Annotated in this window: 31 protein-coding genes; 24 read left to right on the top strand and 7 right to left on the bottom strand. The window is 63.9% G+C overall.

The window, feature by feature from the left end:
* Positions 1 to 15: 15 nt before the first annotated feature.
* A complete protein-coding gene (locus tag ABL840_RS09065) occupies positions 16 to 432 on the top strand; it encodes a hypothetical protein (RefSeq protein WP_143042984.1) in 417 nt (138 codons plus the stop codon).
* Positions 429 to 1,172, top strand: coding sequence for a DUF1828 domain-containing protein (locus ABL840_RS09060; protein WP_176947583.1), 744 nt, complete (start codon positions 429 to 431; stop codon positions 1,170 to 1,172). Before ABL840_RS09065 ends, ABL840_RS09060 begins: the two co-directional genes overlap by 4 nt.
* 47 nt (positions 1,173 to 1,219) lie before the next feature.
* On the opposite strand, the gene ABL840_RS09055 is transcribed toward ABL840_RS09060, so the two are convergent.
* The gene (locus ABL840_RS09055) at positions 1,220 to 1,726 is read right to left on the bottom strand and encodes a nucleoside 2-deoxyribosyltransferase (protein ID WP_093305941.1); all 507 of its coding nucleotides are present in this window, start codon (positions 1,724 to 1,726) and stop codon (positions 1,220 to 1,222) included.
* 224 nt (positions 1,727 to 1,950) lie between these two features.
* Between ABL840_RS09055 and ABL840_RS09050 the strand changes: the two genes are divergently transcribed.
* From ABL840_RS09050 to ABL840_RS08965, 18 genes are all read left to right on the top strand, one after another.
* Positions 1,951 to 2,286 carry a hypothetical protein gene (locus tag ABL840_RS09050; protein ID WP_093305943.1) on the top strand — a complete coding sequence of 112 codons (336 nt, stop codon included), beginning with the start codon at positions 1,951 to 1,953 and terminating at the stop codon, positions 2,284 to 2,286.
* Between the two features lie 31 nt (positions 2,287 to 2,317).
* The gene (locus ABL840_RS09045) at positions 2,318 to 3,016 is read left to right on the top strand and encodes a pentapeptide repeat-containing protein (RefSeq protein WP_093305945.1); all 699 of its coding nucleotides are present in this window, start codon (positions 2,318 to 2,320) and stop codon (positions 3,014 to 3,016) included.
* On the top strand, positions 3,013 to 3,222 hold the full coding sequence (locus ABL840_RS09040; RefSeq protein WP_093305947.1) for a hypothetical protein: 210 nt from the start codon (positions 3,013 to 3,015) through the stop codon (positions 3,220 to 3,222). Before ABL840_RS09045 ends, ABL840_RS09040 begins: the two co-directional genes overlap by 4 nt.
* The gene (locus ABL840_RS09035; RefSeq protein ID WP_093429354.1) at positions 3,219 to 3,476 is read left to right on the top strand and encodes a hypothetical protein; all 258 of its coding nucleotides are present in this window, start codon (positions 3,219 to 3,221) and stop codon (positions 3,474 to 3,476) included. The genes ABL840_RS09040 and ABL840_RS09035 overlap by 4 nt, the downstream gene beginning before the upstream one ends.
* On the top strand, positions 3,473 to 3,619 hold the full coding sequence (locus tag ABL840_RS09030; RefSeq protein WP_176947584.1) for a hypothetical protein: 147 nt from the start codon (positions 3,473 to 3,475) through the stop codon (positions 3,617 to 3,619). The genes ABL840_RS09035 and ABL840_RS09030 overlap by 4 nt, the downstream gene beginning before the upstream one ends.
* Positions 3,612 to 3,827 (top strand): hypothetical protein, encoded by a 216-nt coding sequence (locus ABL840_RS09025; protein WP_143042985.1) that lies wholly within the window; start codon positions 3,612 to 3,614, stop codon positions 3,825 to 3,827. Before ABL840_RS09030 ends, ABL840_RS09025 begins: the two co-directional genes overlap by 8 nt.
* Positions 3,824 to 4,159 (top strand): hypothetical protein, encoded by a 336-nt coding sequence (locus ABL840_RS09020; protein WP_093305950.1) that lies wholly within the window; start codon positions 3,824 to 3,826, stop codon positions 4,157 to 4,159. The genes ABL840_RS09025 and ABL840_RS09020 overlap by 4 nt, the downstream gene beginning before the upstream one ends.
* Positions 4,156 to 4,428 (top strand): hypothetical protein, encoded by a 273-nt coding sequence (locus tag ABL840_RS09015; RefSeq protein ID WP_143042986.1) that lies wholly within the window; start codon positions 4,156 to 4,158, stop codon positions 4,426 to 4,428. The genes ABL840_RS09020 and ABL840_RS09015 overlap by 4 nt, the downstream gene beginning before the upstream one ends.
* A complete protein-coding gene (locus ABL840_RS09010; RefSeq protein ID WP_143042987.1) occupies positions 4,425 to 4,622 on the top strand; it encodes a hypothetical protein in 198 nt (65 codons plus the stop codon). Before ABL840_RS09015 ends, ABL840_RS09010 begins: the two co-directional genes overlap by 4 nt.
* 2 nt (positions 4,623 to 4,624) lie before the next feature.
* The gene (locus tag ABL840_RS09005; RefSeq protein ID WP_093305951.1) at positions 4,625 to 4,840 is read left to right on the top strand and encodes a hypothetical protein; all 216 of its coding nucleotides are present in this window, start codon (positions 4,625 to 4,627) and stop codon (positions 4,838 to 4,840) included.
* Positions 4,841 to 4,843: 3 nt separating this feature from the next.
* On the top strand, positions 4,844 to 4,984 hold the full coding sequence (locus tag ABL840_RS09000) for a hypothetical protein (RefSeq protein ID WP_176947585.1): 141 nt from the start codon (positions 4,844 to 4,846) through the stop codon (positions 4,982 to 4,984).
* Between the two features lie 5 nt (positions 4,985 to 4,989).
* Positions 4,990 to 5,868 (top strand): phage recombination protein Bet, encoded by an 879-nt coding sequence (gene bet, locus ABL840_RS08995; RefSeq protein ID WP_093305953.1) that lies wholly within the window; start codon positions 4,990 to 4,992, stop codon positions 5,866 to 5,868.
* A 32-nt stretch (positions 5,869 to 5,900) separates the two neighbouring features.
* Positions 5,901 to 6,857, top strand: coding sequence for a hypothetical protein (locus ABL840_RS08990; RefSeq protein ID WP_143042988.1), 957 nt, complete (start codon positions 5,901 to 5,903; stop codon positions 6,855 to 6,857).
* A 577-nt stretch (positions 6,858 to 7,434) separates the two neighbouring features.
* Positions 7,435 to 8,127, top strand: coding sequence for a hypothetical protein (locus ABL840_RS08985; RefSeq protein ID WP_093305957.1), 693 nt, complete (start codon positions 7,435 to 7,437; stop codon positions 8,125 to 8,127).
* A gap of 174 nt (positions 8,128 to 8,301) precedes the next feature.
* A complete protein-coding gene (locus ABL840_RS08980; RefSeq protein WP_143042989.1) occupies positions 8,302 to 8,712 on the top strand; it encodes a hypothetical protein in 411 nt (136 codons plus the stop codon).
* Positions 8,713 to 8,900: 188 nt separating this feature from the next.
* On the top strand, positions 8,901 to 9,383 hold the full coding sequence (locus tag ABL840_RS08975) for a hypothetical protein (protein WP_093305961.1): 483 nt from the start codon (positions 8,901 to 8,903) through the stop codon (positions 9,381 to 9,383).
* Complete coding sequence (locus ABL840_RS08970) at positions 9,380 to 9,625, top strand: hypothetical protein (protein WP_093305963.1); 246 nt, start codon at positions 9,380 to 9,382, stop codon at positions 9,623 to 9,625. The genes ABL840_RS08975 and ABL840_RS08970 overlap by 4 nt, the downstream gene beginning before the upstream one ends.
* Entirely contained in the window at positions 9,622 to 9,813 is a 192-nt protein-coding gene (locus tag ABL840_RS08965) for a hypothetical protein (RefSeq protein ID WP_093305964.1), read from the top strand. The genes ABL840_RS08970 and ABL840_RS08965 overlap by 4 nt, the downstream gene beginning before the upstream one ends.
* Positions 9,814 to 10,001: 188 nt before the next feature.
* Here the strand turns inward: ABL840_RS08965 and ABL840_RS08960 are convergent, their stop codons facing one another.
* A complete protein-coding gene (locus ABL840_RS08960; RefSeq protein ID WP_093305966.1) occupies positions 10,002 to 10,943 on the bottom strand; it encodes an SDR family oxidoreductase in 942 nt (313 codons plus the stop codon).
* A gap of 80 nt (positions 10,944 to 11,023) precedes the next feature.
* Between ABL840_RS08960 and ABL840_RS08955 the strand changes: the two genes are divergently transcribed.
* Together ABL840_RS08955 and ABL840_RS08950 are read left to right on the top strand one after the other, a co-directional pair.
* Complete coding sequence (locus ABL840_RS08955; protein ID WP_093305968.1) at positions 11,024 to 12,088, top strand: CDP-6-deoxy-delta-3,4-glucoseen reductase; 1,065 nt, start codon at positions 11,024 to 11,026, stop codon at positions 12,086 to 12,088.
* A 53-nt stretch (positions 12,089 to 12,141) separates the two neighbouring features.
* Positions 12,142 to 13,122 carry a Bug family tripartite tricarboxylate transporter substrate binding protein gene (locus tag ABL840_RS08950; RefSeq protein ID WP_093305970.1) on the top strand — a complete coding sequence of 327 codons (981 nt, stop codon included), beginning with the start codon at positions 12,142 to 12,144 and terminating at the stop codon, positions 13,120 to 13,122.
* Here ABL840_RS08950 and ABL840_RS08945 read toward each other — a convergent pair.
* Positions 13,094 to 13,864, bottom strand: coding sequence for a Crp/Fnr family transcriptional regulator (locus ABL840_RS08945; RefSeq protein WP_093305972.1), 771 nt, complete (start codon positions 13,862 to 13,864; stop codon positions 13,094 to 13,096). The two genes, ABL840_RS08950 and ABL840_RS08945, sit on opposite strands and share 29 nt — an antisense overlap.
* Positions 13,865 to 14,020: 156 nt before the next feature.
* Here ABL840_RS08945 and ABL840_RS08940 point away from each other — a divergent pair, with 156 nt between their 5' ends.
* Together ABL840_RS08940 and ABL840_RS08935 are read left to right on the top strand one after the other, a co-directional pair.
* Complete coding sequence (locus ABL840_RS08940) at positions 14,021 to 16,225, top strand: xanthine dehydrogenase family protein molybdopterin-binding subunit (RefSeq protein ID WP_093305974.1); 2,205 nt, start codon at positions 14,021 to 14,023, stop codon at positions 16,223 to 16,225.
* Positions 16,226 to 16,236: 11 nt separating this feature from the next.
* Entirely contained in the window at positions 16,237 to 16,692 is a 456-nt protein-coding gene (locus tag ABL840_RS08935) for a (2Fe-2S)-binding protein (protein ID WP_019654260.1), read from the top strand.
* 84 nt (positions 16,693 to 16,776) lie between these two features.
* Here ABL840_RS08935 and ABL840_RS08930 read toward each other — a convergent pair whose 3' ends face one another.
* Genes ABL840_RS08930 through ABL840_RS08915 form a run of 4 tightly spaced genes read right to left on the bottom strand, consistent with a single transcriptional unit; the run spans position 16,777 to position 20,488 of the window.
* On the bottom strand, positions 16,777 to 17,541 hold the full coding sequence (locus ABL840_RS08930) for an ABC transporter ATP-binding protein (RefSeq protein WP_240652121.1): 765 nt from the start codon (positions 17,539 to 17,541) through the stop codon (positions 16,777 to 16,779).
* A 1-nt stretch (position 17,542) separates the two neighbouring features.
* Positions 17,543 to 18,316: an ABC transporter ATP-binding protein gene (locus tag ABL840_RS08925; protein WP_093205417.1), complete on the bottom strand. Its 774-nt coding sequence runs from the start codon at positions 18,314 to 18,316 to the stop codon at positions 17,543 to 17,545.
* Positions 18,317 to 18,336: 20 nt separating this feature from the next.
* Complete coding sequence (locus tag ABL840_RS08920; RefSeq protein WP_093305976.1) at positions 18,337 to 19,545, bottom strand: branched-chain amino acid ABC transporter permease; 1,209 nt, start codon at positions 19,543 to 19,545, stop codon at positions 18,337 to 18,339.
* Positions 19,546 to 19,558: 13 nt separating this feature from the next.
* Positions 19,559 to 20,488: a branched-chain amino acid ABC transporter permease gene (locus ABL840_RS08915; RefSeq protein ID WP_019654264.1), complete on the bottom strand. Its 930-nt coding sequence runs from the start codon at positions 20,486 to 20,488 to the stop codon at positions 19,559 to 19,561.
* Positions 20,489 to 20,630: the final 142 nt, after the last annotated feature.

The following is a 20,630-nucleotide window of genomic DNA, read 5'->3' as shown; positions in this document are numbered from 1 at the left end:
GACGCTGAGCTTGTCATGGCCGCGCCCAAGACGTTCGTCCAAAGTACTTCTTGGGTTGTGCGCCCAAACCATGCGGGCAGCAAGGTATTAGTGGCTGGCTTACTTGATGATCAGGGGATCACCATTCCTGGCCTCACCATGAGACTGGAGTTGAAGGCACCCATCGTGACAGATGCGTGCCTGTTTCTCTTCTCACTCATGCTCCAACGTGGCTCTATGGCGCCACGGCTCTATCAGCTGGAGGTCTGCCCGGCGCAGAAGCGCAGTCATATGGATGCCAAACAAACGTTGTACGGGCCGCATGAGCACATTGGGAACGAAGTATTCCAACTCGACCCATCCGGACTAAACTGTGGCAACTGGAACAGCTGCTATCAGTGGTTCGTTGGGCGATGCAACATCAGCGCGCCGTTTCCGATCCAAGCACCATGATCAACTGCGTATGGGCACACACTCTGTCGCGCTACGATTGTCGAGAGGTCAAAGACCTCCATGGTGGGACTGCGCTTGAAATCGCCACGCCTTTCAGTCTGATAGATGGCTCACCCATCGTTCTTTACATTGCCGAAGAAAGTCAGCAATTGCTGATCTCTGACAACGGCGATACCGTCATGCACCTCAGTGGCCTTGGCCTTGACATTGATCACGGCGCAAGACTCAACAAGCTGCGCGAAGTCGTTTCTCCTTTTGGCTTGACCCTTTCCAGAGTTGGCGACTTCCGAACACTTGTCCAGCCTGAGCGAGCACCATTTTCCTTCGCTCAGGCGGTGAGTGGGCTGCTTGCAGTGTCGCAGTGGGCGAACGCCCAAATGAATGAGAAACAGCCCGGTCATGATCTGGCTGCTGAAGCAGAGCCGTTCATCATCGCCAGAAACCCTAATGCCTACTTCCAGCGGCATGCTCAAGTATCTGGAGCCTCTGGTTCAGTACATGAGTTTGCCTTCCGGCATGGCTCCGATCTGATTGATGTAATCCCGCCGAAAGCTACCAGTTGTGGCACAGCACTCCGCAAGGCGGGAGACGTGCAAAATGGACCGGCAGGCATGGATTTGCACCCGCTCGTAATAGTTGATGATCGTGCATTCCCGGATCGGGCCCAACATGAGATTGGAATTTTGGGGGCCTTCACTCGCGCGATGCCCATGACAAGGCTAATGGCGCCCCTGCACTAGCTTTTCCATCTGCAGCTCCTCGAAGCGCCGCCCTTGAGGCGGCTTTTTCATGCGCGTCTTTCAAGGGTCCTGGCGATCAATTTGAGAGCCGCGTCGGCTGACTCAGCGATTTGAACCGAGCTCGACAGCATCAGATTGAGCGGAAGGCCGAAGTCTTCGACAGCCATTCCCTCCCCGTCCCTCAGCACTCCAGCCGCATCATGTCGGCCCTCTACCCGGTCAGCGTAGGCGCCTGGCGGCAGTCCATAGACTGCCACTGGCAATCCCAAGGCGACGGCCACTCCCACCTCAAAGACAGTTCCCGAGTCAGGCTCGGTGCCTCTGAATGGCGCCAAGTTGGCTATGACCCCGTGCGCCTCAGTCAATAGGCCCATGTTGGTCGCATAGATCGCGCGAGCCAGCGCCTCACCTCGCAACCCAGCCGCGGCAGCGCCATCGTCCGACGGGATTAGCGCCTCAAGGCCCAAAGCCTCACACGCGCGTGTCAGCACCAGAAAGTGTTCGGCCGCATCGGGACGGAACACGTCGGGGCCAGCCAAGTAAATACGGGGCATGGCTGATTGTCCCAGCAGCTCGGCTCAAAAAATACACACAATGAATAAACATGGTGTTGACATCAAGATAAACAGTGTGTTTAATTCATCCCATCAACACCACAACCCCCAAGCCTCTAGCGACACGAGAGGCGAAGTCGGACAGGAAGCAGTGACAGGGGGTGGCCAGGTTGGCTGAGTGGTGGTTCTAGACCGCAGCAGATCGCTGCTAACCGGAGTGATGGATGAACGCCAAACAAGAGATCGTGAGTGCGCAGCACACGCCGTGGCGCGGTTGCGCCGAGTGCGCCTGGGGCAAGGTCGCGGGCTGCTGGAGGTGTGGCTCTCGCATCTCGACGAACGCGCCAGGGCACTACAACGAAGAGCCTGAAGTCTGGCGGCGTCACTTCGTCGCCGACATTGGCTCAGCACGTTCGGCTCATCGCACCGCCCTCACGTTCGTGCGCAAGGGTTTCGCGCCCGAGTTCATCCAGCAGGCGCGTGCAGTGCGAGACGCGAGCCTCGTGTCAGCTCGCCTGAACCTGCAGGCCTACCGCGCCGCCCTCGCCAAGGCCGCATAACGGCTCTACAGAGCCTCTACTTGGAGATGTGATGGCAGACAAGATTCAAATCCGCAGCCGCTGGGATAGCGACACCGTTCTCTTCGAGTGCGAGGCTCCTGAAGGTCTGGAGTCGGGCCTCTACATGAGGCATGCACTGGAGAAGGCTACTGAGGCGCGTGCCGACCTGCGCGGTGCCGACCTGAGCGGTGCCGACCTGCGCGGTGCCGACCTGCGCGGTGCCGACCTGAGCGGTGCCGACCTGCGCGGTGCCGACCTGCGCGGTGCCGACCTGAGCGGTGCCGACCTGCGCGGTGCCTACCTGCGCGATGCCTACCTGCGCGATGCCGATGGAAATCCGCTCCCTCGCGCAACGCCTGAACAGGCCATCGAAAGCCTCGACAAAGTGCGCGCAATCGTTCTGGACGACCAGGAGCGACTGAACATGGGCCACTGGCATGGCAGCGATGAATGGAAGAACCGCACATGCGCTGAGGAAGCAATCTGCGGAACTACGCATTGCCTCGCTGGATGGCTCCAGGTCTGCACTACGGAGCCCGCACTCAAGAACATCGATCCGCAATTGGCCGGCACTCTTGCCGCGCCGGTCGCAGCAAAGATGTTCTTCCGTGGCAACGAAGAAGCGCTGGAATGGCTGCGCGACCGTAAGTACGTTGCCGAATCGGCTGAAGCAGAGCAACGCGCACAGGATCGTGCAGCACGCCGGGCGGCTGAAGGAGAACAGGCATGAGCGCGCAGCACACGCCGGGGCCATGGGAGGTCGTTCACAACAACGGCGAATTCGGCTGGCCTGCTGGCTTCTACGTCTTCCGCTCCGTGCCTACACCGGCCGGCCGCAGCAATGAGTGGATGACGACGAACGGAGGCATCCGCCCGTTCCGCACGGAATCCGCCGCATACGCCGCCATCGCCAAGGCCACCGGGAGCGCAGCATGACCCACCAAATCTGCGACGCATGCGAATGCGTGAGCCTGTGCTCCAAAAGTGGATGCAGGCCGCTGATGCCGATGCCTGAGAAGTCTGCAGAAGACGAAGAGCGCCGGCTGGGCCATGCAATCGAGAACGTCGATATGGCCGTGTACTGCCTTGAAAAGGCGCTCAGCGCTCTGAATCGCACCACACCCGAGTGGAGCACTGGGCATAGCTGGATCGATGAAGCCAAACGCGTCCTGTCGCTGGTGCCGCAATGAGCTACCTCTTCGACAACCAACAAGACGCTCCCAAGCTCACCCCTGTGGAGCTTTCTGGCAAGGCTTCGCTTGAAGCATTCCGCACCCTTCTCATGCGCTATCTGGCGAGTGAGGTTCCTGAATTGGAGAAGAAGAATGGCTAAGAAGTCGCCGGCTCAACGCATCGCACGCCTTGAAGACATTGCCATTGGCGCAGGCTTCTTGCTTACCAAGTTGCATGTTCGATATGGAAGCGACTTTGGCGAAGGGATGCGCGAACAGATCCGCGCGTGCATAAAAGATTGCAACCAAGTCGCAGCATCGCGCGCACAACGCGAAGCTACTGCGAAAGCTGCAGGAGAAGCCTCGTGAGCTACGCCTTCCCCAACATCGAGCGCATGGACTCCGGTCCTGCCTATCTCGACCGCTCCGACGTTCGCCCTGTCACTGCCATTCATCGCAAGCTGGCAGAGGAACGGTATACGAAGGATGTGGAGATGATCGCCGACTGGCTCGCAGTGTCTTCCGATGATCGCGAGCCGTGCGACTACTTCGGCCTGATAAGCACAACAGAGCTTGCCCAGATGCTCTTCAGCGGCGCACTCAATGAAGAGCAATGCAAGGCCACATCCGATGAACTCCGCAAGCGCTATCTCGATGAGTACGAGTCGCGCATTGCACATGACGCAGCGAGGATGGCATGAAACCACTTCACACGCTAGGACCATGGCATCTTGGTGCGGGCCTCAAGGTTTACGACGAAGGCAACAATCTTGTTGCGCGATGCGATTCCACGCGCGGGAAATTCGAGTACGAAGAACCAAACGCTCAACTGATCTCTGCAGCCCCAGAACTGCTGGCAGCGCTGCAAGCCATCTATGACGAATGCGAGGGCTATGTGCCCAACACCGCCAAGTCGGTATGGGTTGCTGCTCTGCATGCCATCTCTAAGGCAAAGGGAGAGTCATCGTGACCTTCCTCTCCCGTCACGCCCAAGGCATCGCAATGGCTCTGTTCATCCTAGCTGCCTACATCGCAGCAGAGCAGATCGGCGGTCCTTCTGAGACTGACTCTCTTAAAGCAGTAGCCGACATCGATGCTTCTCTGGCTTCGATGTATGCGGCAGCAAACAACCAACAGGCTGCGCAGGTCGCGGCAAAGGAATAGTCATGAGCACCGCTGTCTACAAGTGCGTCAACTGCGGCGAACCATTCACTGCACGCACGGCAGACCGCAAGCGCGGCTGGGCTCGCTTCTGTTCAAAGTCCTGCAAGGCGGTGAAGCAAGAGCAACGCACTGGACAACACCGCGCGTACCAAGAGCGACGTGCGGGTGGCGAATCGAGCTTCAGCAATGCACACCAGTTTGACAACACGGAGCTTTGAATCATGCCCCATCCCGAATACCGCGCCGGCGCCTATCTGTTCTCCCCGGTCGGCGATAACCATCCAGCTCCCTACTGGCCCGTCTTCATCGCATTGGCTGCGCCCTTTGTGGTTGCGCTGGCGGTTCATTTCATCTTGCGCTGAACATCATGACCAATCAACTCACTACTCAAAACAGCAATGCGCTCGCGCTGCGCGAAGAAGAGCTGCTGGCCGTTCTTGGTTCCAGCCTTTACCCCGGCGCCAATCCCTCCTCTATCAAGATGGTGCTGGGCTACTGCAAAGCCTCTGGCCTTGACCCGATGCAGAAGCCGGTTCACATCGTGCCCATGTGGGATGGCAAGGCCGGGTGCATGCGCGATGTGGTCATGCCTGGCATTGGTCTGTATCGAACGCAGGCGGCGCGCAATGGCTGCGCAGGCGTATCTGAGCCAGAGTTCGGCCCTGATGTGCAAGAGAACATCGGCGGTGCTGAAGTGACCTATCCGGCATGGTGCCGCGTTACCGTGAAGCGTCGCATCTCGACCGGTGAAATCGTGGAGTTCACCGCGAAAGAGTTCTGGAAAGAGAACTATGCAGTCCGTGGCGGCAAGGAAAAGAGCATCGCACCAAACGCCATGTGGTCGAAGCGTCCTTACGGGCAGATCGCGAAATGCGCTGAAGCCCAAGCACTGCGCAAAGCCTTTCCAGAGATCGGCAGTGAGCCGACCGCCGACGAGATGGAAGGCAAGATCCTCAATGTGGATGAGGCTGGCATTCGCCACAGCCCAACCCGCAACGCGGAAGAAGTTTCTAGCATCAATCCAGGCCGCCAGCAAGAGCTGCGCGAGGCCTGCGAAATGGCAATCCACAAGTTTGCAGAGGGCGATGAAGTCGCTGCCTACGAACAGGTTTCAGGCGTCGAAGACGGCGACGAAGTGCTGTTCGTCTGGAATTTCCTCAAGCCGCATTCCAAGCTGCGCTCGGCCATCAAGCGCCTGCAGGCAGCCGACCGCGCTGCAGCAAATCAACCAGTCGAAGAAGTCTGAGGCCCACCATGCCCGAAAAGAGAGAACAGACGATGACCGACGCAGTAGTAGCCATGTTGGCCCGTGCACAACATTGGATTGCTCACACACCGCACGGCGACAACTGCTTTGTCTCCAGTCACTACGAAGGTGACCCTGGCGACCAATGCAACTGCGGCAAGTCTTCTCTTGAAGACGCCATCCACGAGTTCTTGATCGAGCACGAATCCGTCCTCCCCATCCCCGCTCCCACTATGGTGGACGAGCGAGGAGAGGTGTCGCTTTCGCGAAGTGACGCAGGTGAGGCGCCCCCGAACTCGTTGCCTGATTGGGACGAATGCGCCATGCGGGTAGCGAACTCCGAGCTCCTTGCAAAGCGCGTTGCAGAAGGCGGGTATGGGCCAGAAGCAGATTCAAAGCTTGCGACCGAACTGCATCGCTTCATCTACGAATACGACGATGCCGACAGTTTCAGGTCCGCGTGGTTCTTGCATCGACTGGAGCTTTTGCTCAATGAAACGCGCAAAGCAGCCACCCGCCCCACCCTCCAGTCTCTGGGAGGCGATGCAGGGGTGAGCGAGGAGAACGCACGACTGCGCGAGGCACTGCAGTTCTATGCAGACGGCAACCACTTCACCATGCATAACAGCGATGCGTGGGACACCGTCAGCGGAGAGCCTCCGAACTTCTGGGAAGACGAGTCGAACACTGCTACCGTGGAAGATGGCTCTATCGCAAAGCTCGCACTCTCCCTCACCTCCACCGAGAAGAGCGATGGCTGGCTGCCGATTGAGACGGCGCCGAAGGATGAGCGCGTTCTCATCGCAACATGGGGTGAATGGGTGTTCGAAGCACGCCAAGACCTCAACATGGTAGACGGTGAGCAGGTCTGGCAGTGGGTTGACCCGGACGGAAAGCTTCTGCACGAAAACCTCATGCCATTCGCATGGAAGCCGCTTCCGATTTGGCCGCGCTCCCTTTACGAGCGCAAACAGAAAGGAGGCGAGTGATGGAGCGCCAAGAGCCAACTAAAGAGGCGCTTGAGCGTGAGGCCCAAGAGCTTCATGTGCTCAGCGGATTCAAAGTGACCATCGAGCAAGCACGTAATCGCGTGTGCGAATCGTGTGGCTGGGTGAACTGGGATCACATGTCCAGATGCAAAGAAAAGCGAGGTGCCGCATGAGCAGCCGAGGCAAATTTGTAGCCCTTCCCGCCGCTCCTAAAGCCGCAGAGAAGAGCGGGAGGTCGGAATGAGCGAGATGAAGCACACAGAGGGACGCCAGCAGCCATTTGGGCTGAGCTTTCAACGCCATTGCCTTTCCATCTTGGATCGTTCTGTATTTCAAGATTTCGTTGGGCCCGTAGTCCAGAGAGATGGCCAGCGTTTACTCGATGCAATTCGGAGTGGCGATATCAAAGCGTTGTCGAAACTAGCTGCCAAGTATGAGTGTGATGCTGGTCTATCACAAGGCGGCGGAGGTGCTGGGCCCGGGAAGTTCAAGAGCGCACGTCGCGGTGCGGTAAGCATCTACCAAGCCGCGTGCGCCGCCCTCTCCAAGGCCGCTCCTAAAGGGGAGGAGAGCAATCATGGCTGAGCTGATTTACTGGCACAACCCGAAGACCGGCGCAGTGTGGAGCGACGTGGATGTGCGATTCCATTGCAAAGACACCACCGGCTGGACACGCATCGTTCTCCCTCCCCCGGCAGGAGCACAGCAGGCGGTGGCGAGCAAGATGGAGGTGGACTCGTGGAGGCGAGCGCTCTTGGTCTGGCGCGATGCAGGCGTCTCCGAGTTGGTCGAGGACAGGGCCGGCCTCAAGCAATGCCTATCGAACGCGGCCCGGCTGCTACTCGAACACCCCGCCCTCGCCGCCCCGGCTGCGGCACAGGGGGCCGTCAATGCCATTGCCGCATTGGTGCCTCAGATTGAGGACAGCATCCACGGAAAACGCTACCGCTGCCAGCAATGCGGCTATGCCTGGGGCGCCGGTCTTGACGGTAGCGAAGCCCACGCGACGAACTGCGCCTATGTCATCGCCACCAGCGTGCCGCACACCCCATCCGCATTGGTCGCAGCAACCCCAGCCCCCGAGGCAGCGCCGAGCGCAAAGGAGGGAGAGGCGCCAACGGATGCCGAGCTGGGCGCCATTGCCTACAAGGGCTTCGACGACTACTGGACCGAAAACAGCGCCGGCAATGACGACGAAGCATGGCAGGCACGCGCCAGAGCTGTCCGCAACGCCCTCAAGGGCATGACTCCTGCAGGGGGTGACAGGTGAAGGCCCGCGCAGAACGCCGCGCGCTGGCCCAGTGGAGAGCATCCACACAGCCGCGCCATCTCAGCTCAACACGCTCGCGCCGTCGCTGGCGCAGAGAGGCGCGCAAGCATGCCGCCGAATGTCACCGCTGCGGCCTGGTCGAGAAGGCCGCCATCTGGAGAAAGAGAGCCCGCAATGGCTGATCGCACCCCCTCCCCCCAACCCGAATCGCCCGAGCCACTGAAGGTGGCAGCATGGGCGGCACCTGACTCAAAGGGCAACGTCCTGTTTGGGAAAGGATGGATGTTCACGCAAGTCCGTCAACTACAGGCAACGATGGCGCTCGTCCGCCTCTCCGACGCCAACGCCGCCATTCAAGCCGCACGCAATGAGGCTGAGGCGATGAGGGCTGATGCGCGGCGCTGGGACTTCGTGCGGCATCACTGGTCGAACGCTCAGATGCGCTGGAACAACGACGCGACCAACAGCCTCAAGTCCATAGTGCTGACAATAAAAGTTGAACACTGGTCTAGCGGTGCCGATGACATCGAAAAACAACTCGACGTAGCAATCACCGCCGCAATGAAGGGAGATGCCCATGTCTGACGAAACACCAGAGCAGCGTGCTCGCCGCCTTGGAGTGCCGTTTATCGCGCCCCTGCGCTTCCATGGCCGAATTCCCGAGTCCAACCCGGTGATTGCGATCTGCGGCGGCTGTGGCCGCGACGTGCATCGCATGGAGGGGATCTCGTGTCCTTTGAGCTGCTGCCCAATTCAACCGAAGGCGTACTGACATGACCTACCAACGCAACGAAACACCTGAGCCGTTGGCGTCTGGCGCTGCTGATGAGTTCGAGGCGCTGATGCCGGAGCCATTTGCTCATTCTGTTGTTGGCAAAGATGGTTCGCCGCTCTGGTTCTCGTCAATTTGCCGCCTCTGGCCAACAAAGGAGCAAGCCGACGAGGCTCGCCCGTATAACTTGAGCGCACATGCATCCACGCCCCTCTACACCGCCGACCAACTGCGTGCCGCACTGCAGTCCGTGGCAGAGCGCGCAGCAAAGAAGGAGCGCGAGCAAGCAGATGAGCTGCTGAAGGCTCTGAAGGACTTATCCAGCATGTACGCGCAAACATGGGATCTCGTAGACGGCGGCTTGACGATGATGGGCGAAAGCGTGCCGTTGTTTGAGAAGCGCCACAAGGCAGCATCTGCAGCTATCAAGCGCTACGAAGCCGCTGCCATTCGCGCACGAGAGGGGAAAGGAACTACGGGATGAGCAACGACAGTGCATTTCTGACCACCGTTAGCAAAGTGGTCTCCCAATCGCATACCCAAGGCGAGCGCGCCCTGCTTCAGAAGTGGTGCGACGAGGCCGCGAAAGCTGGTGGAACGTTCTCCATTACTGCGCTCTACGACGAAAAGTACGGGCACTGCATCACCTACGAGATCAACTGGCCGAAATCGACGGGAGATGTCGTCCGCGCTGCTGCCGCTATCTCCACTGGGAGGGAGGGATGAGCGACCTGATCGGAACCATGGACATCAGCGAGCGGCTGAACCTGGAACATGCCTACGTGCGTGACCGGGTGGTCAAACGCCCAGATTTCCCCAGGCCGGCGCTGGCGCTCAGCCAGAAATGCAAGCGCTGGCGGCAGGAGGACTTCGAGGAATGGCTGAAGAAGCAGGCCAAGAAACAGGCTCGCTGATCCCCATTTTTTTACCCATTTGCCCAGTCAGCCCAATGGAGTTCGATTCCGGCCCCGGGCACCACAAGCTGGCTCTCCCCCAGGCTTCGCGCACTTCGTGTCGCTGCGCCAACCCCCTTCCGGGGGCGACACCGGTGGACCGGCGGAGCCGGGTCCACGGTGTCCCTGGAATGGGCCCCTCCCCTGCCTTATCTCGACTCGGTCTGTTCTTGCAGACCTGTATGCACTGTCGGATGCGCCAGCCGCACTCTCAGCTCGCGCTTCAGCCTTGTGTTGTCGAGGCGGCGCGATTCCCCCATGAAGCTCAGCAGTTGCAGCGGAAGCTGCCGCTCGGCCTCGCCGCGGGCCACGCGCGGCGGGCGGGGCATGCCGTAGATGTCGGCGGCGAGGTCGATGTAGTCGCCCATGCGCAGCTCGGTGTCGTCCGATGCATGCACGACGCGCTGCGGCTTGCCGCGGAACAGCGCGGCGATGCAGGCGCGGGCGAGGTCGTCGGCGTGAATGTGGCTGGTGTAGACGTCGTCCTCGCGCCGCAGGACGGGCGTGCCGCGCTGCAGGCGGGCGCGGGGGGTGCCGTTCTCGCGGTCGGGGGCGTAGATGCCCGGGATGCGCAGGATGCTGGCGCGCACGCCCGCGCTGCGGCCCAGCCAGCGCACTGCCCGCTCGGCGTCCACGCGGCGATGGGAGCGCGGCGTGTCGGGGCGCACGGTGCGGGTTTCGTCGATGCGGGCGCCGCCACAGTCGCCGTAGACGCCGCTGGTCGATCCGTAGACGAAGGTCGAGGGCACGGACCGCAGACGCAGGGCCCTCGCGAGGTCCGTGGTGCGCTGGTCGCGCCACCAGGCGGCTCCGCCGTCGCGGGCGGGCGGTGCGAGATGCAGCACCCGGGTGGCGATGCCCGCCAGCCGGCGCAAGGTGGCCGGGTCGTCCAGGTTGCCCGTCAGCGGGCGTATTCCGGCCGCGCGCAGGGCTCCCACGCGCTCGGCCGATGAAGTGAGCGCCACCAGCTGCATGCGGCCGCGCAGGTCGCGCACCACGCGCTGGCCCACGTCGCCGCAACCGACGATCAGCAGGCGTTCTCGCCGGAACCGCGCTGGCAGCGCGCCGGAGGGGCTATTGATTGAAGGCAAAATCCTGTTCCCGTCTTCCCAATTCAGTTGCTCCCGGGCCGTTTGCGGCCGGAAAGAGCGTTACCCCTCGAAGAATACCGATGACTGTCCCGGCGCCGCATGAAGCGGGCTTTTCCATCACCGTCGAACCCAGCGGACGCCATTTCGTGGTCCAGGGCGACGAAACCATCCTGGCCGCCGGCATCCGCCAGGGCATCGGCCTGCCCTACGGCTGCAAGGACGGCGCCTGCGGCTCGTGCAAGTGCAAGAAGCTCTCGGGCGAGGTCACCCTCGGCCCGCACCAGAGCAAGGCCCTGAGCGCCGAGGAGCAGCTCGCCGGCTACGTCCTGACCTGCTGCGCCCACCCCACGAGCGACGTGGTGCTCGAATCGCGCCAGGTCACCGAGGCCGGCGCGCTGCCGATCCGCAAGATGCCGGTGCGCGTGATGGCCCTCACTCGCCAGTCGCACGACGTGATGCTGGTGCGCCTGCAGCTGCCGGCCGGCGAGCCGCTGCAGTTCTACGCGGGCCAGTACGTCGAATTCATCCTGCGCGACGGCGCACGCCGCAGCTATTCGATGGCCAACGCGCCGCACACCGTGGGCCAGCCCGGCACGGGCATCGAGCTGCACCTGCGGCACCTGCCCGGCGGCAAGTTCACCGACCACGTGTTCGGCACGATGAAGGAAAAGGAAATCCTGCGCATCGAAGGCCCCTTCGGCAGCTTCTTCCTGCGCGAGGATTCCGACAAGCCGATGATCCTGCTGGCCTCCGGCACCGGCTTCGCGCCGATCAAGGCGCTGCTGGAGCACATGCAGTTCAAGGGCATCGACCGCCCCGCCACGCTGTACTGGGGCGGCCGCCGGCCCGAAGACCTGTACATGGACGGCTGGCTGCGCGAGCAGATGGCCCAGATGCCGAACCTGCGCTACGTGCCGGTGGTCTCCAACGCCACGCCCGAGGACAACTGGACCGGCCGCACCGGCTTTGTCCACAAGGCCGTGCTCGAAGACTTCGCCGACCTCTCGGGCCACCAGGTGTATGCCTGCGGCGCGCCCATCGTGGTCGACTCGGCCAAGCGCGACTACGTGGCGCTGGCGGGCCTGCCAGAAGAAGAATTCTTCGCCGACGCATTCACCACGGAGGCGGACAAGGCCCTCCCCTGAGATTGCCCTGAGCCCCTGATTTCCCGATCCCCGAGAACAGACCCAAGAACAAAATGAAGACGAGACACTTCCTCCTCACCCTCATCGCAAGCGCCACCACCCTGCTGGGCACAGGCCAGGCCATGGCGCAGCAATCGCAGCGCCCCATCCGCCTCGTCGTGCCCTACGCGGCAGGCGGCCCGATCGACAACACCGCGCGCATCCTGGCCGAACGCGTGAAGGACTCGCTGGGCACGGTCATCATCGACAACAAGCCCGGCGCGGGCGGCAACATCGGCGCCGACGTGGTGGCCAAGGCCCCCGCGGACGGCCTGACGATCGGCATCGCGGCCACCGCCACCAACGCGGTGAACCCGTGGCTCTACAGCAAGATGCCGTTCAACGCCGCGACCGATTTCGCGCCGATCACGCAGATGGTCCGCGTGCCCAACGTGCTGGTGATGAACGCCGACACCGCGAAGCGCCTGAACATCAACAGCGTGGCCGACCTGATCCGCTACGCCAAGGCCAACCCCGCCAAGCTCAACTACGGCAGCGGCGGCAACGGCAGCGCGGGGCATCTCGCGGGCGAGCTGTTCAAGAAGGAAGCTGGCATCTTCGCGCTGCACATCCCGTACAACGGCGGCAGCCCGGCGCAGCTGGCGCTGATCTCGGGGCAGGTCGACTTCAACTTCGACAACCTCGCCACCGCCGCGCCGAACATCCGCTCAGGCAAGCTCAAGGCGCTCGCGGTGACGACGCTTCAGCGCAGCAGCTCGCTGCCCGAGGTGCCGCCCGTGGCCGACACGCTCAAGGGCTTCTCGATCGACACCTGGTGGGGACTGGTCGCGCCGGCCGGCACGCCGCACGACGTGGTGGTGAAGCTCAATCAGGCTTTCGTGGCGGCGCTGAACGCGCCCGAAACGAAGACCCGCTTCGCATCGCTGCTGGCCGAGCCGGTCGGCAGCTCGCCCGAGCAGTTCGGCGCCTTCATGAAGAGCGAGCTCGGCAAGTACGAGAAGGTCGTCAAGGCCACCGGCGCGAAGGTGGACTGACGAGGTCGTCGGGCAAGGCATCGGTGCTGCTCGTTCCGGCTGCGGCTGCCGCCGTCGAAGCCTCGCCCGAATAGCTGCGCAGCCCCGCCAGGTCGAGCACCTCGACGCCGCCGTGCTCCACGCGCAGCAGGCCGTCGCGCTGCAGGGCGTGCAGCGCCCGGTTGGCGCGCTGGCGCGACACCGCCGACAGCAGGCCGATCTCGTCCTGGCTCAGCCGCACGAAACGGTCGGCGCGCGGATACAGGATCGGATCGAACAGGCTGGCGAGGCAACGCGCCACGCGCGCGTCCGGCCCCAGCAGGCGGTCGAATTCCATGAGCCCGATGAACAGGCTCAACCGCGCATTGATGTGTAACAACAGAAACCGATTGAATTCGATGTTCGAGGCCAGCAGGCGCTCGAAGCTGTGCCGCGGAATGCATGCAACGCGCGTCGGGCGCAATGCCACGCCGTCGTAGCGCCAGCATCCGGGGGTGAGCAGGGAGCCCTCTCCGCTCCAGCCTCCGGCTGTGACGCCGGTGAAGGTGGAAACGCGCCCGTCGGGCAGCGACACGGACATCTTCAGCAGGCCGTCCATCACGCCGACCCAGTGATCGGCAGGCTCGCCGCGCCGCACGACAAAACCGCCGGCAGGCACCGCGCGCTCGTGGGACTCCTGCACGACGCGATCGAGCTCCTCGCTCGTGAGGGCTCGTGCCCACAGGCTCTCGCGGAGCATGTTCTCCAGCGCGCTCGTCGACATCGTCAGGCCTCCTCCTGCGGTCTCCTCCCAAGACAGCTGGCGGCCCGTCGCGGGGGCCGGCCACCGGGGCCGTAAGAAATGTCGTTCCAACGACATCCTCGGCGCGGCCATGATGCCACAGTGGCCTGCGTTCGCCACCACAACAAGGAGACAACGATGAAGCGCTCGAACGAGAGCCCGCGTCCTTCACGCCCCCCGCGCGGGCCGGACGACGGTGATGCGCCGGGCCTGCGCCGGCGCGATGTGCTGGGCTACGCAACGGCCGCGCCGCTGGTGTCGGCAACAGCCGGGGTCGCCGGACTCGCCGGCCTCGCGGTGCCCTCCACCGCAGCCGCCGCGCTGCTGCCGATGACGCCGCCCGACACCACCGACCTGATCGACATCGGCGACGCGGTGACGGTGACTTCGCTGCCGACCATGCCCCTGGTGAAAGTGACGAACGGCGAGAACGGCCGCGTGCGGCTCGCGCTGCCACGCCTGGAGGTGGGCCAGGGCATCGCCACGGCCACCGCGATGATGCTGGCCGACAAGCTGCGGCTGCCGCTGAGCGCCATCGAGGTGACCTCGGCCGACGCAAGCCCCGAGCTGATCTGGAACCAGCTCACCGGCGGCTCGTCGAGCGTGCGCTCGCTGCATGCCGGGATGCCCGTGCTGGGCGGACTGGGCGGACTGCTCTCGGGCTCCACGCCCTCGGTGGTCGGGCAGCGCGTCACGCGGCTCGACGCGCTCGACATCGTCACCGGGCGCAAGAAGTTCACGCTCGACCAGTCAGTGCCCGGCGCGATGCCGACGATGGTGCGGCGCCCGCCGACCATCAACGGCAAGTTCGTGAGCATCAACAACATGAACACGGTGACGGCCATGCCGGGCGTGATCGGCGTGGTGCCGATTCCATCGACCAACGGCATCACGCCGACGCCGCCCGGCGTGGCCGTGATGGCCGAGACCTTCGGGCAGGCATGGGCCGCGGTGAACGCGCTCGACGTGACCTGGGCCGCCGGCCCGATCGACGGCGAATCGAACGCCACCATCATGCGCAAGCTGAAGTCGGCGCTCTTGCCGTTCGCGCTGCCGCCGCTGGGCGCGCTGACGGTCGAGGGCGAGTTCGAGTTCGCACCCGCCGCGCACTGCCCGATGGAAGTCGAATGCGCGATCGCCGACGTGCGCCCCGACCGGGCCGAGATCTGGGCCGGGCTGCAGAGTCCCATCGTCACGCAGCAGGCCGTGGCGGCCGAACTCGGCCTGCCGTTGAGCAAGGTGATCGTGCATGCGGTGCCCTCGGGCGGCTCCTTCGGCCGGCGTCTCTTCTGGGACCCGGTGCTGCAGGCGATCCAGGTCTCCAAGGCACTCGGGCGCCCCTGCCGCCTGATGTACCACCGCACCGACGACATGCGCCACACGCGCGTGCGCCCGCCGATGTTCCACAAGGCGCGCGCCACGATGCTGCTGGGCCAGGTGATCGCCTTCGAGCAACGCATCGCCGGCGTGCGGCTCGACACGCGCCACGGCTTCGGCAACATGCTGGAAGCCGCGGCCATCGCGCTGCCCAACGCCTTTCCGCAGACGGTGGGCAACTTCGCGATCGAGCAGATCATGTTCAAGACCATGGTCACCTCGCCCTACAACTTCGGCGTCACGACCAAGCTGCTGACGCCGGTGGCGATGGACATGAACACCTGCTCGTACCGCTCGGTGCACATCCAGCCTTCGCGGCTGGTGGAGGAAATCCTGGTCGACGAGATGGCCAAGGCGGCGGGCAAGGACCCGGTCGCCTTCCGGCTCGAGTACCTGCGACTGCCGCGCGCCCGCGCGGCGCTCAAGGCGGTGGCCGAGGCCGCGCAGTGGGGCAAGGCGATGCCCGCGGGCTTCGCGCAGGGCGTGGGCGTGCACCAGGAGTCGAAGTCGTTCACGGCCTGCATCGTCGAGATCGATGCGCGGGTGCCGTCGGCCGCGAAGGTGGTGCGCGCGACCATCGCCATCGACGTCGGCACGCCGATCAACCCATCGGGCATCGAGGCGCAGATGCAGGGCGGCCTGTGCGAGTCGATCGCGCTGGTGCTCAGCGCGGGCCTGCACATCCAGAACGGGCTGCCGCTTGAAGGCAGTTATTCGCAGTACCACTTCTCGCGAATGAAGCACTACCCGAAGGACGTGAAGGTCATCATCATGCCGGCCAGCGGCGAGGCCATCGGCGGCCTGGGCGAGGTCGGCCTGTCGGCAAGCTCGGGTGCCATCGCCAACGCATACGCGCGCGCCACCGGCACCAAGCCGCGCAGCTTTCCGCTGAACTTTCCGGTCGACTTCACGCCGATCCCGCCGGGCAAGCTGCCCACCCCCGTCAACGTTCCGATCCCGACCTGAGGAGGTTCCCCATGCCCGTGCAATCTTTCAAGGTGAACGGCCAGAACGTCGACGTCGAGGCGCCCGACGACATGGCCCTGCTCTGGGTGCTGCGCGACAAGCTAGGCATCACCGGGCCGAAGTACGGCTGCGGCATCAACGTCTGCAAGGCCTGCACATGCCACGTGGACGGCAAGGCGGTGACGGTGTGCTCGGTACGCGTCTCCGACGTGCGCGGCCGGCAGGTGACCACCATCGAAGGGCTGGCCAACGGCAACACGCTGCACCCGGTGCAGCAGGCCTGGCTGAACCTCGACGTGCCGCAATGCGGCTTCTGCCAGCCGGGGCAGATCATGGCGGCGGTGGACCTGCTGCGCCGCACGCGCAACCCGACGGACGCCGACATCGACGCCATCGAGAACGTGTGCCGCTGCGGCACCTACGGCCGCATCCGCGAGGCGATCAAGGCCGCCGCGGCAATGATGTAGCCGGCAGCAAAAAGAAAAAGGCGGTGCGTACCGCCGCGCCATCCGGGCGCGGCCCGCACCGCCTGTGGCGAACGGAACGTCCGCTTATTCGCCGAGGTACGCGGCCCGCACGCGCGGATCGCTCAGCAGGGCCTTGGCCTCGCCGCTCATGGTGATGAGCCCGGACTCCATCACGTAGCCGCGGTCGGCCAGCTGCAGCGCGCGGTTGGCGTTCTGCTCCACCAGCAGGATGGTCACGCCCTGCGAGGCCACGGTCTGCACCACCTCGAAGATCTTGTCGCACATGATCGGCGACAGGCCCATGGTGGGCTCGTCCAGCAGCAGCACCTTGGGGCGCGCCATCAGCGCACGGCCCATGGCCAGCATCTGCTGCTCGCCGCCCGACATCGTGCCGGCCAGCTGGTCCTTGCGTTCGCGCAGGCGCGGGAAGGTGACGAACACGCGCTCCATGTCGCTCGCGATCGCGGCCTTGTCCTTGCGGATGTAGGCGCCGATCTGCAGGTTCTCGGTGATGGTCATGCGCGTGAACACGCCACGGCCTTCCGGCACCATCACGAGGCCCTCTTCCACCAGGTCCCACGCGCCGCGGCCCTTGATGCTGCGGCCCAGGAACTCGATGTGGCCGGCCCCGGCCGGCAGCGTGCCGGTGATGGCCTTCATGGTGGTGGTCTTGCCGGCGCCGTTGGAGCCGATCAGCGAGACCAGCTCGCCTTCGCGCACCTCGAAGTCCACGCCCTTGACGGCCTGGATGCCGCCGTAGCCCACCTTCAGGCCGTTGACCTTCAGCAGCACCTTGCCCGCCGTCTTCGTCGCGGTGTCTTGTTCGCTCGTCATCGTTGCTGCGCTCATCTCAATGTCCTCCGGTGCCGAGGTAGGCCTCGATCACCTTCTCGTTCTTCTGCACGTCCACCGGCGTTCCTTCGGCGATCTGCTTGCCGTAGTCCAGCACGGTGACGCGGTCGCACAGGCCCATGATGAGCTTGACGTCGTGCTCGATGATCAGGATGGTGCGGTTGTCGCGGCGGATGCGGTCGATCAGCTCGCGCAGCGCCACCTTCTCGGTGGAGTTCATGCCGGCGGCGGGCTCGTCCAGCGCGATGAGCTGCGGATCGGTGGCCAGCGCGCGCGCGATCTCGAGGCGGCGCTGGTCGCCGTACGACAACGTGCGCGCCTTGTAGTCGGCGAACTTGCCGATGCCCACGTAGTCGAGCAGTTCGTGCGCGCGGTCGGCGATGGCCTTTTCCTCGGCCTTGAAGCCGCCGGTGCGGAACATCGCGCCGAGCACGCCCGAATGGGTGCGGATGTGGCGCCCGACCATCACGTTCTCGAGCGCCGTCATTTCGGCGAAGAGGCGGATGTTCTGGAAGGTGCGCGCGATGCCGGCCTTGGCCACTTCGTGCACGGCCGTCGGCTGGTAGGGCTTGCCCGCGAGCTCGAAGGTGCCGCTGTCGGGCGTGTACAGGCCGGTGATCACGTTGAAGAACGTGGTCTTGCCGGCGCCGTTGGGGCCGATCAGGCCGTAGACCTGGCCGCGCTTGATGGTGATGCCTACGTCGGACAGGGCCTGCAGCCCGCCGAAGCGCTTGGAGATGCCTCGGACGTCGAGGATGGTGTCTGCCGTCATGTTGATTTCTCCTTCGGCGTTCAGGGATTGATCGACATGGGACGGTTGGCGCCGCCAGGCAGCTCGTCGGCGGGCGAATCGACGCCCGGCGCGTGAGTCTGCAGCGAGCCGGGGGCCACTGCGGCATGGGTCGGGTCGACGGGCACGCCGCCCTTCCTGGTCAGCGACTTGCCGTGCTCCGGCGAGGGCCACAGGCCGCGCGGGCGCACCAGCATGATGATGATCATGGCCAGCGCGATGAACAGCTGGCGCAGGATGGACGCGTCGAGGCGGCCGTCGGTCAGCGACTGCAGCGGACCGGCCACGTAGCGCAGCACTTCAGGCAGCGCCGCCAGCAGGATGGCGCCCAGGATCACGCCGGGCAGGTGGCCGATGCCGCCGAGCACCACCATGGCCACGATCATCACCGACTCCATCAGGCTGAAGGACTCGGGCGACACGAAGCCCTGGAAGGCCGCGAACATCGCGCCGGAGACGCCGCCGAAGCTCGCGCCCATGCCGAAGGCCAGCAGCTTCATGTTGCGGGTGTTGATGCCCATGGCCTTGGCGGCGATCTCGTCTTCGCGAATGGCCATCCAAGCGCGGCCGATGCGCGAGAGCTGCAGGCGGTGCGAGATGAGGATGGTGGCCAGCACCAGCGCCAGGAACAGGTAGTAGTAGAGCGTGACCGACGAGATGGTGAAGCCGTCGAACTTCAGCGCCTTGCCCAGGTCGAGCCCCCAGAACTTGATCGAGTCGATCGAGGTGATGCCCTTCGGACCGTTGGTGATGTTCACCGGCTGGTCGAGGTTGTTCAGGAACACGCGGATGATTTCGCCGAAGCCGAGCGTGACGATGGCGAGGTAGTCGCCGCGCAGCTTGAGCGTGGGCGCGCCCAGCAGCACGCCGAGCACCGCGGCGAGCACGAAGGCCAGCGGTATCACGATCAGCAGCGAGGTGTGCATGCCGTTCGGGAACGTGATCTTGAACCACTCGAAGGTCTCGGACAGGTGCGTGGAGCCCATCAGCGCGAAGAGGTAGGCCCCCACCGCGAAGAAGGCGACGTAGCCCAGGTCGAGCAGGCCGGCGTAGCCGACCACGATGTTCAGGCCCAGGGCCAGCAGCACGTAGAGCAGTGCGATGTCGGCGATGCGCACCCAGGCGTTGCCCTGCATCTGCAGCAGCAGCGGCAGCGCGAGCACGGCGATGGCGCCGATGACGTAGAGGGCGAGGTTCTTGCTGTTCTTCATGATGGCGAGCTCCTCAGGCGCGGTCGGCCACGCGTTCGCCCAGCAGGCCCGACGGGCGCAGCGTGAGCATGGCGATCAGCACGATGAACGCGAAGATGTCGCTGTAGTTGCTGCCGAGCACGCCGCCGGTCAGCGTTCCGATGTAGCCCGAGCCGATGGCCTCGATGAGGCCCAGCAGGATGCCGCCGACCACCGCGCCGGCCAGGTTGCCGATGCCGCCGAACACGGCCGCGGTGAAGGCCTTGAGGCCGGGCAGGAAGCCCATCGCGTGCTGCGCGATGCCGTAGTTGGAGGCGTACATCACGCCGGCGATGGCGGCGAGCACGGCGCCGATGATGAAGGTGGCCGAGATGACCATGTCGGGGCGGATGCCCATGAGCGCTGCAACGCGCGGGTTCTCGGCGGTGGCGCGCATCGCGCGGCCGAGCTTGGTGTAGTTGACCAGCCACATGAGCACCACGAGCGAGAACGCCGTGACGCTGAGGATCATGACCTGGGTGGGAGAGATGACCGCGCCGCCGAGGTGGATGGGGTCGGAGGGAAGGAGCGTCGGGTATGCCTTGTTGGTCGGCTTCCAGATGATCATTGCCAGCGTCTGCAGCAGGATCGACATGCCGATGGCGGTGATGAGCGGCGCGAGCTTGGGGCTGTTGCGCAGCGGCCGGTAGGCCACTTTCTCGATCACAAAGTTCAGGGTTGCCGCGACGACGCAGGCGATGATCAGCGCGATGAAGAGGATGAGCCAGCCCGGCGTGTTGGGCATGCCGTCCTTCATGAGGCCGATGATGGTCCAGCTCGTGAGAGCCCCCACCATCAGCACTTCACCGTGCGCAAAGTTGATCAGATTGATGATGCCGTACACCATTGTGTAGCCCAGGGCTATCAAGGCGTACATGCTGCCGAGAACCAGACCGTTGATGATCTGCTGCAGCAAAATGTCCATAACGCGATTTCCTATGTGTTGCACCGTTGGGGTGCCATTCACCCACCGGGTCACCGGTTTGGCGCCCCTGGCTTGACAAGCAAAAAACCAGCCAGCATGTGTCGCCGGCGGATTTGTGGGCGGGATTGTAGTCACGCACCAG

Origin of the sequence: Variovorax sp. NFACC27 (genome assembly GCF_048301545.1) — a bacterium.
In the GTDB taxonomy this organism is placed as follows: domain Bacteria; phylum Pseudomonadota; class Gammaproteobacteria; order Burkholderiales; family Burkholderiaceae_C; genus Variovorax; species Variovorax gossypii.
The sequence above is the reverse complement of the archived record's forward strand: the minus strand, read 5'-3'. Positions and strand labels throughout refer to the sequence as shown.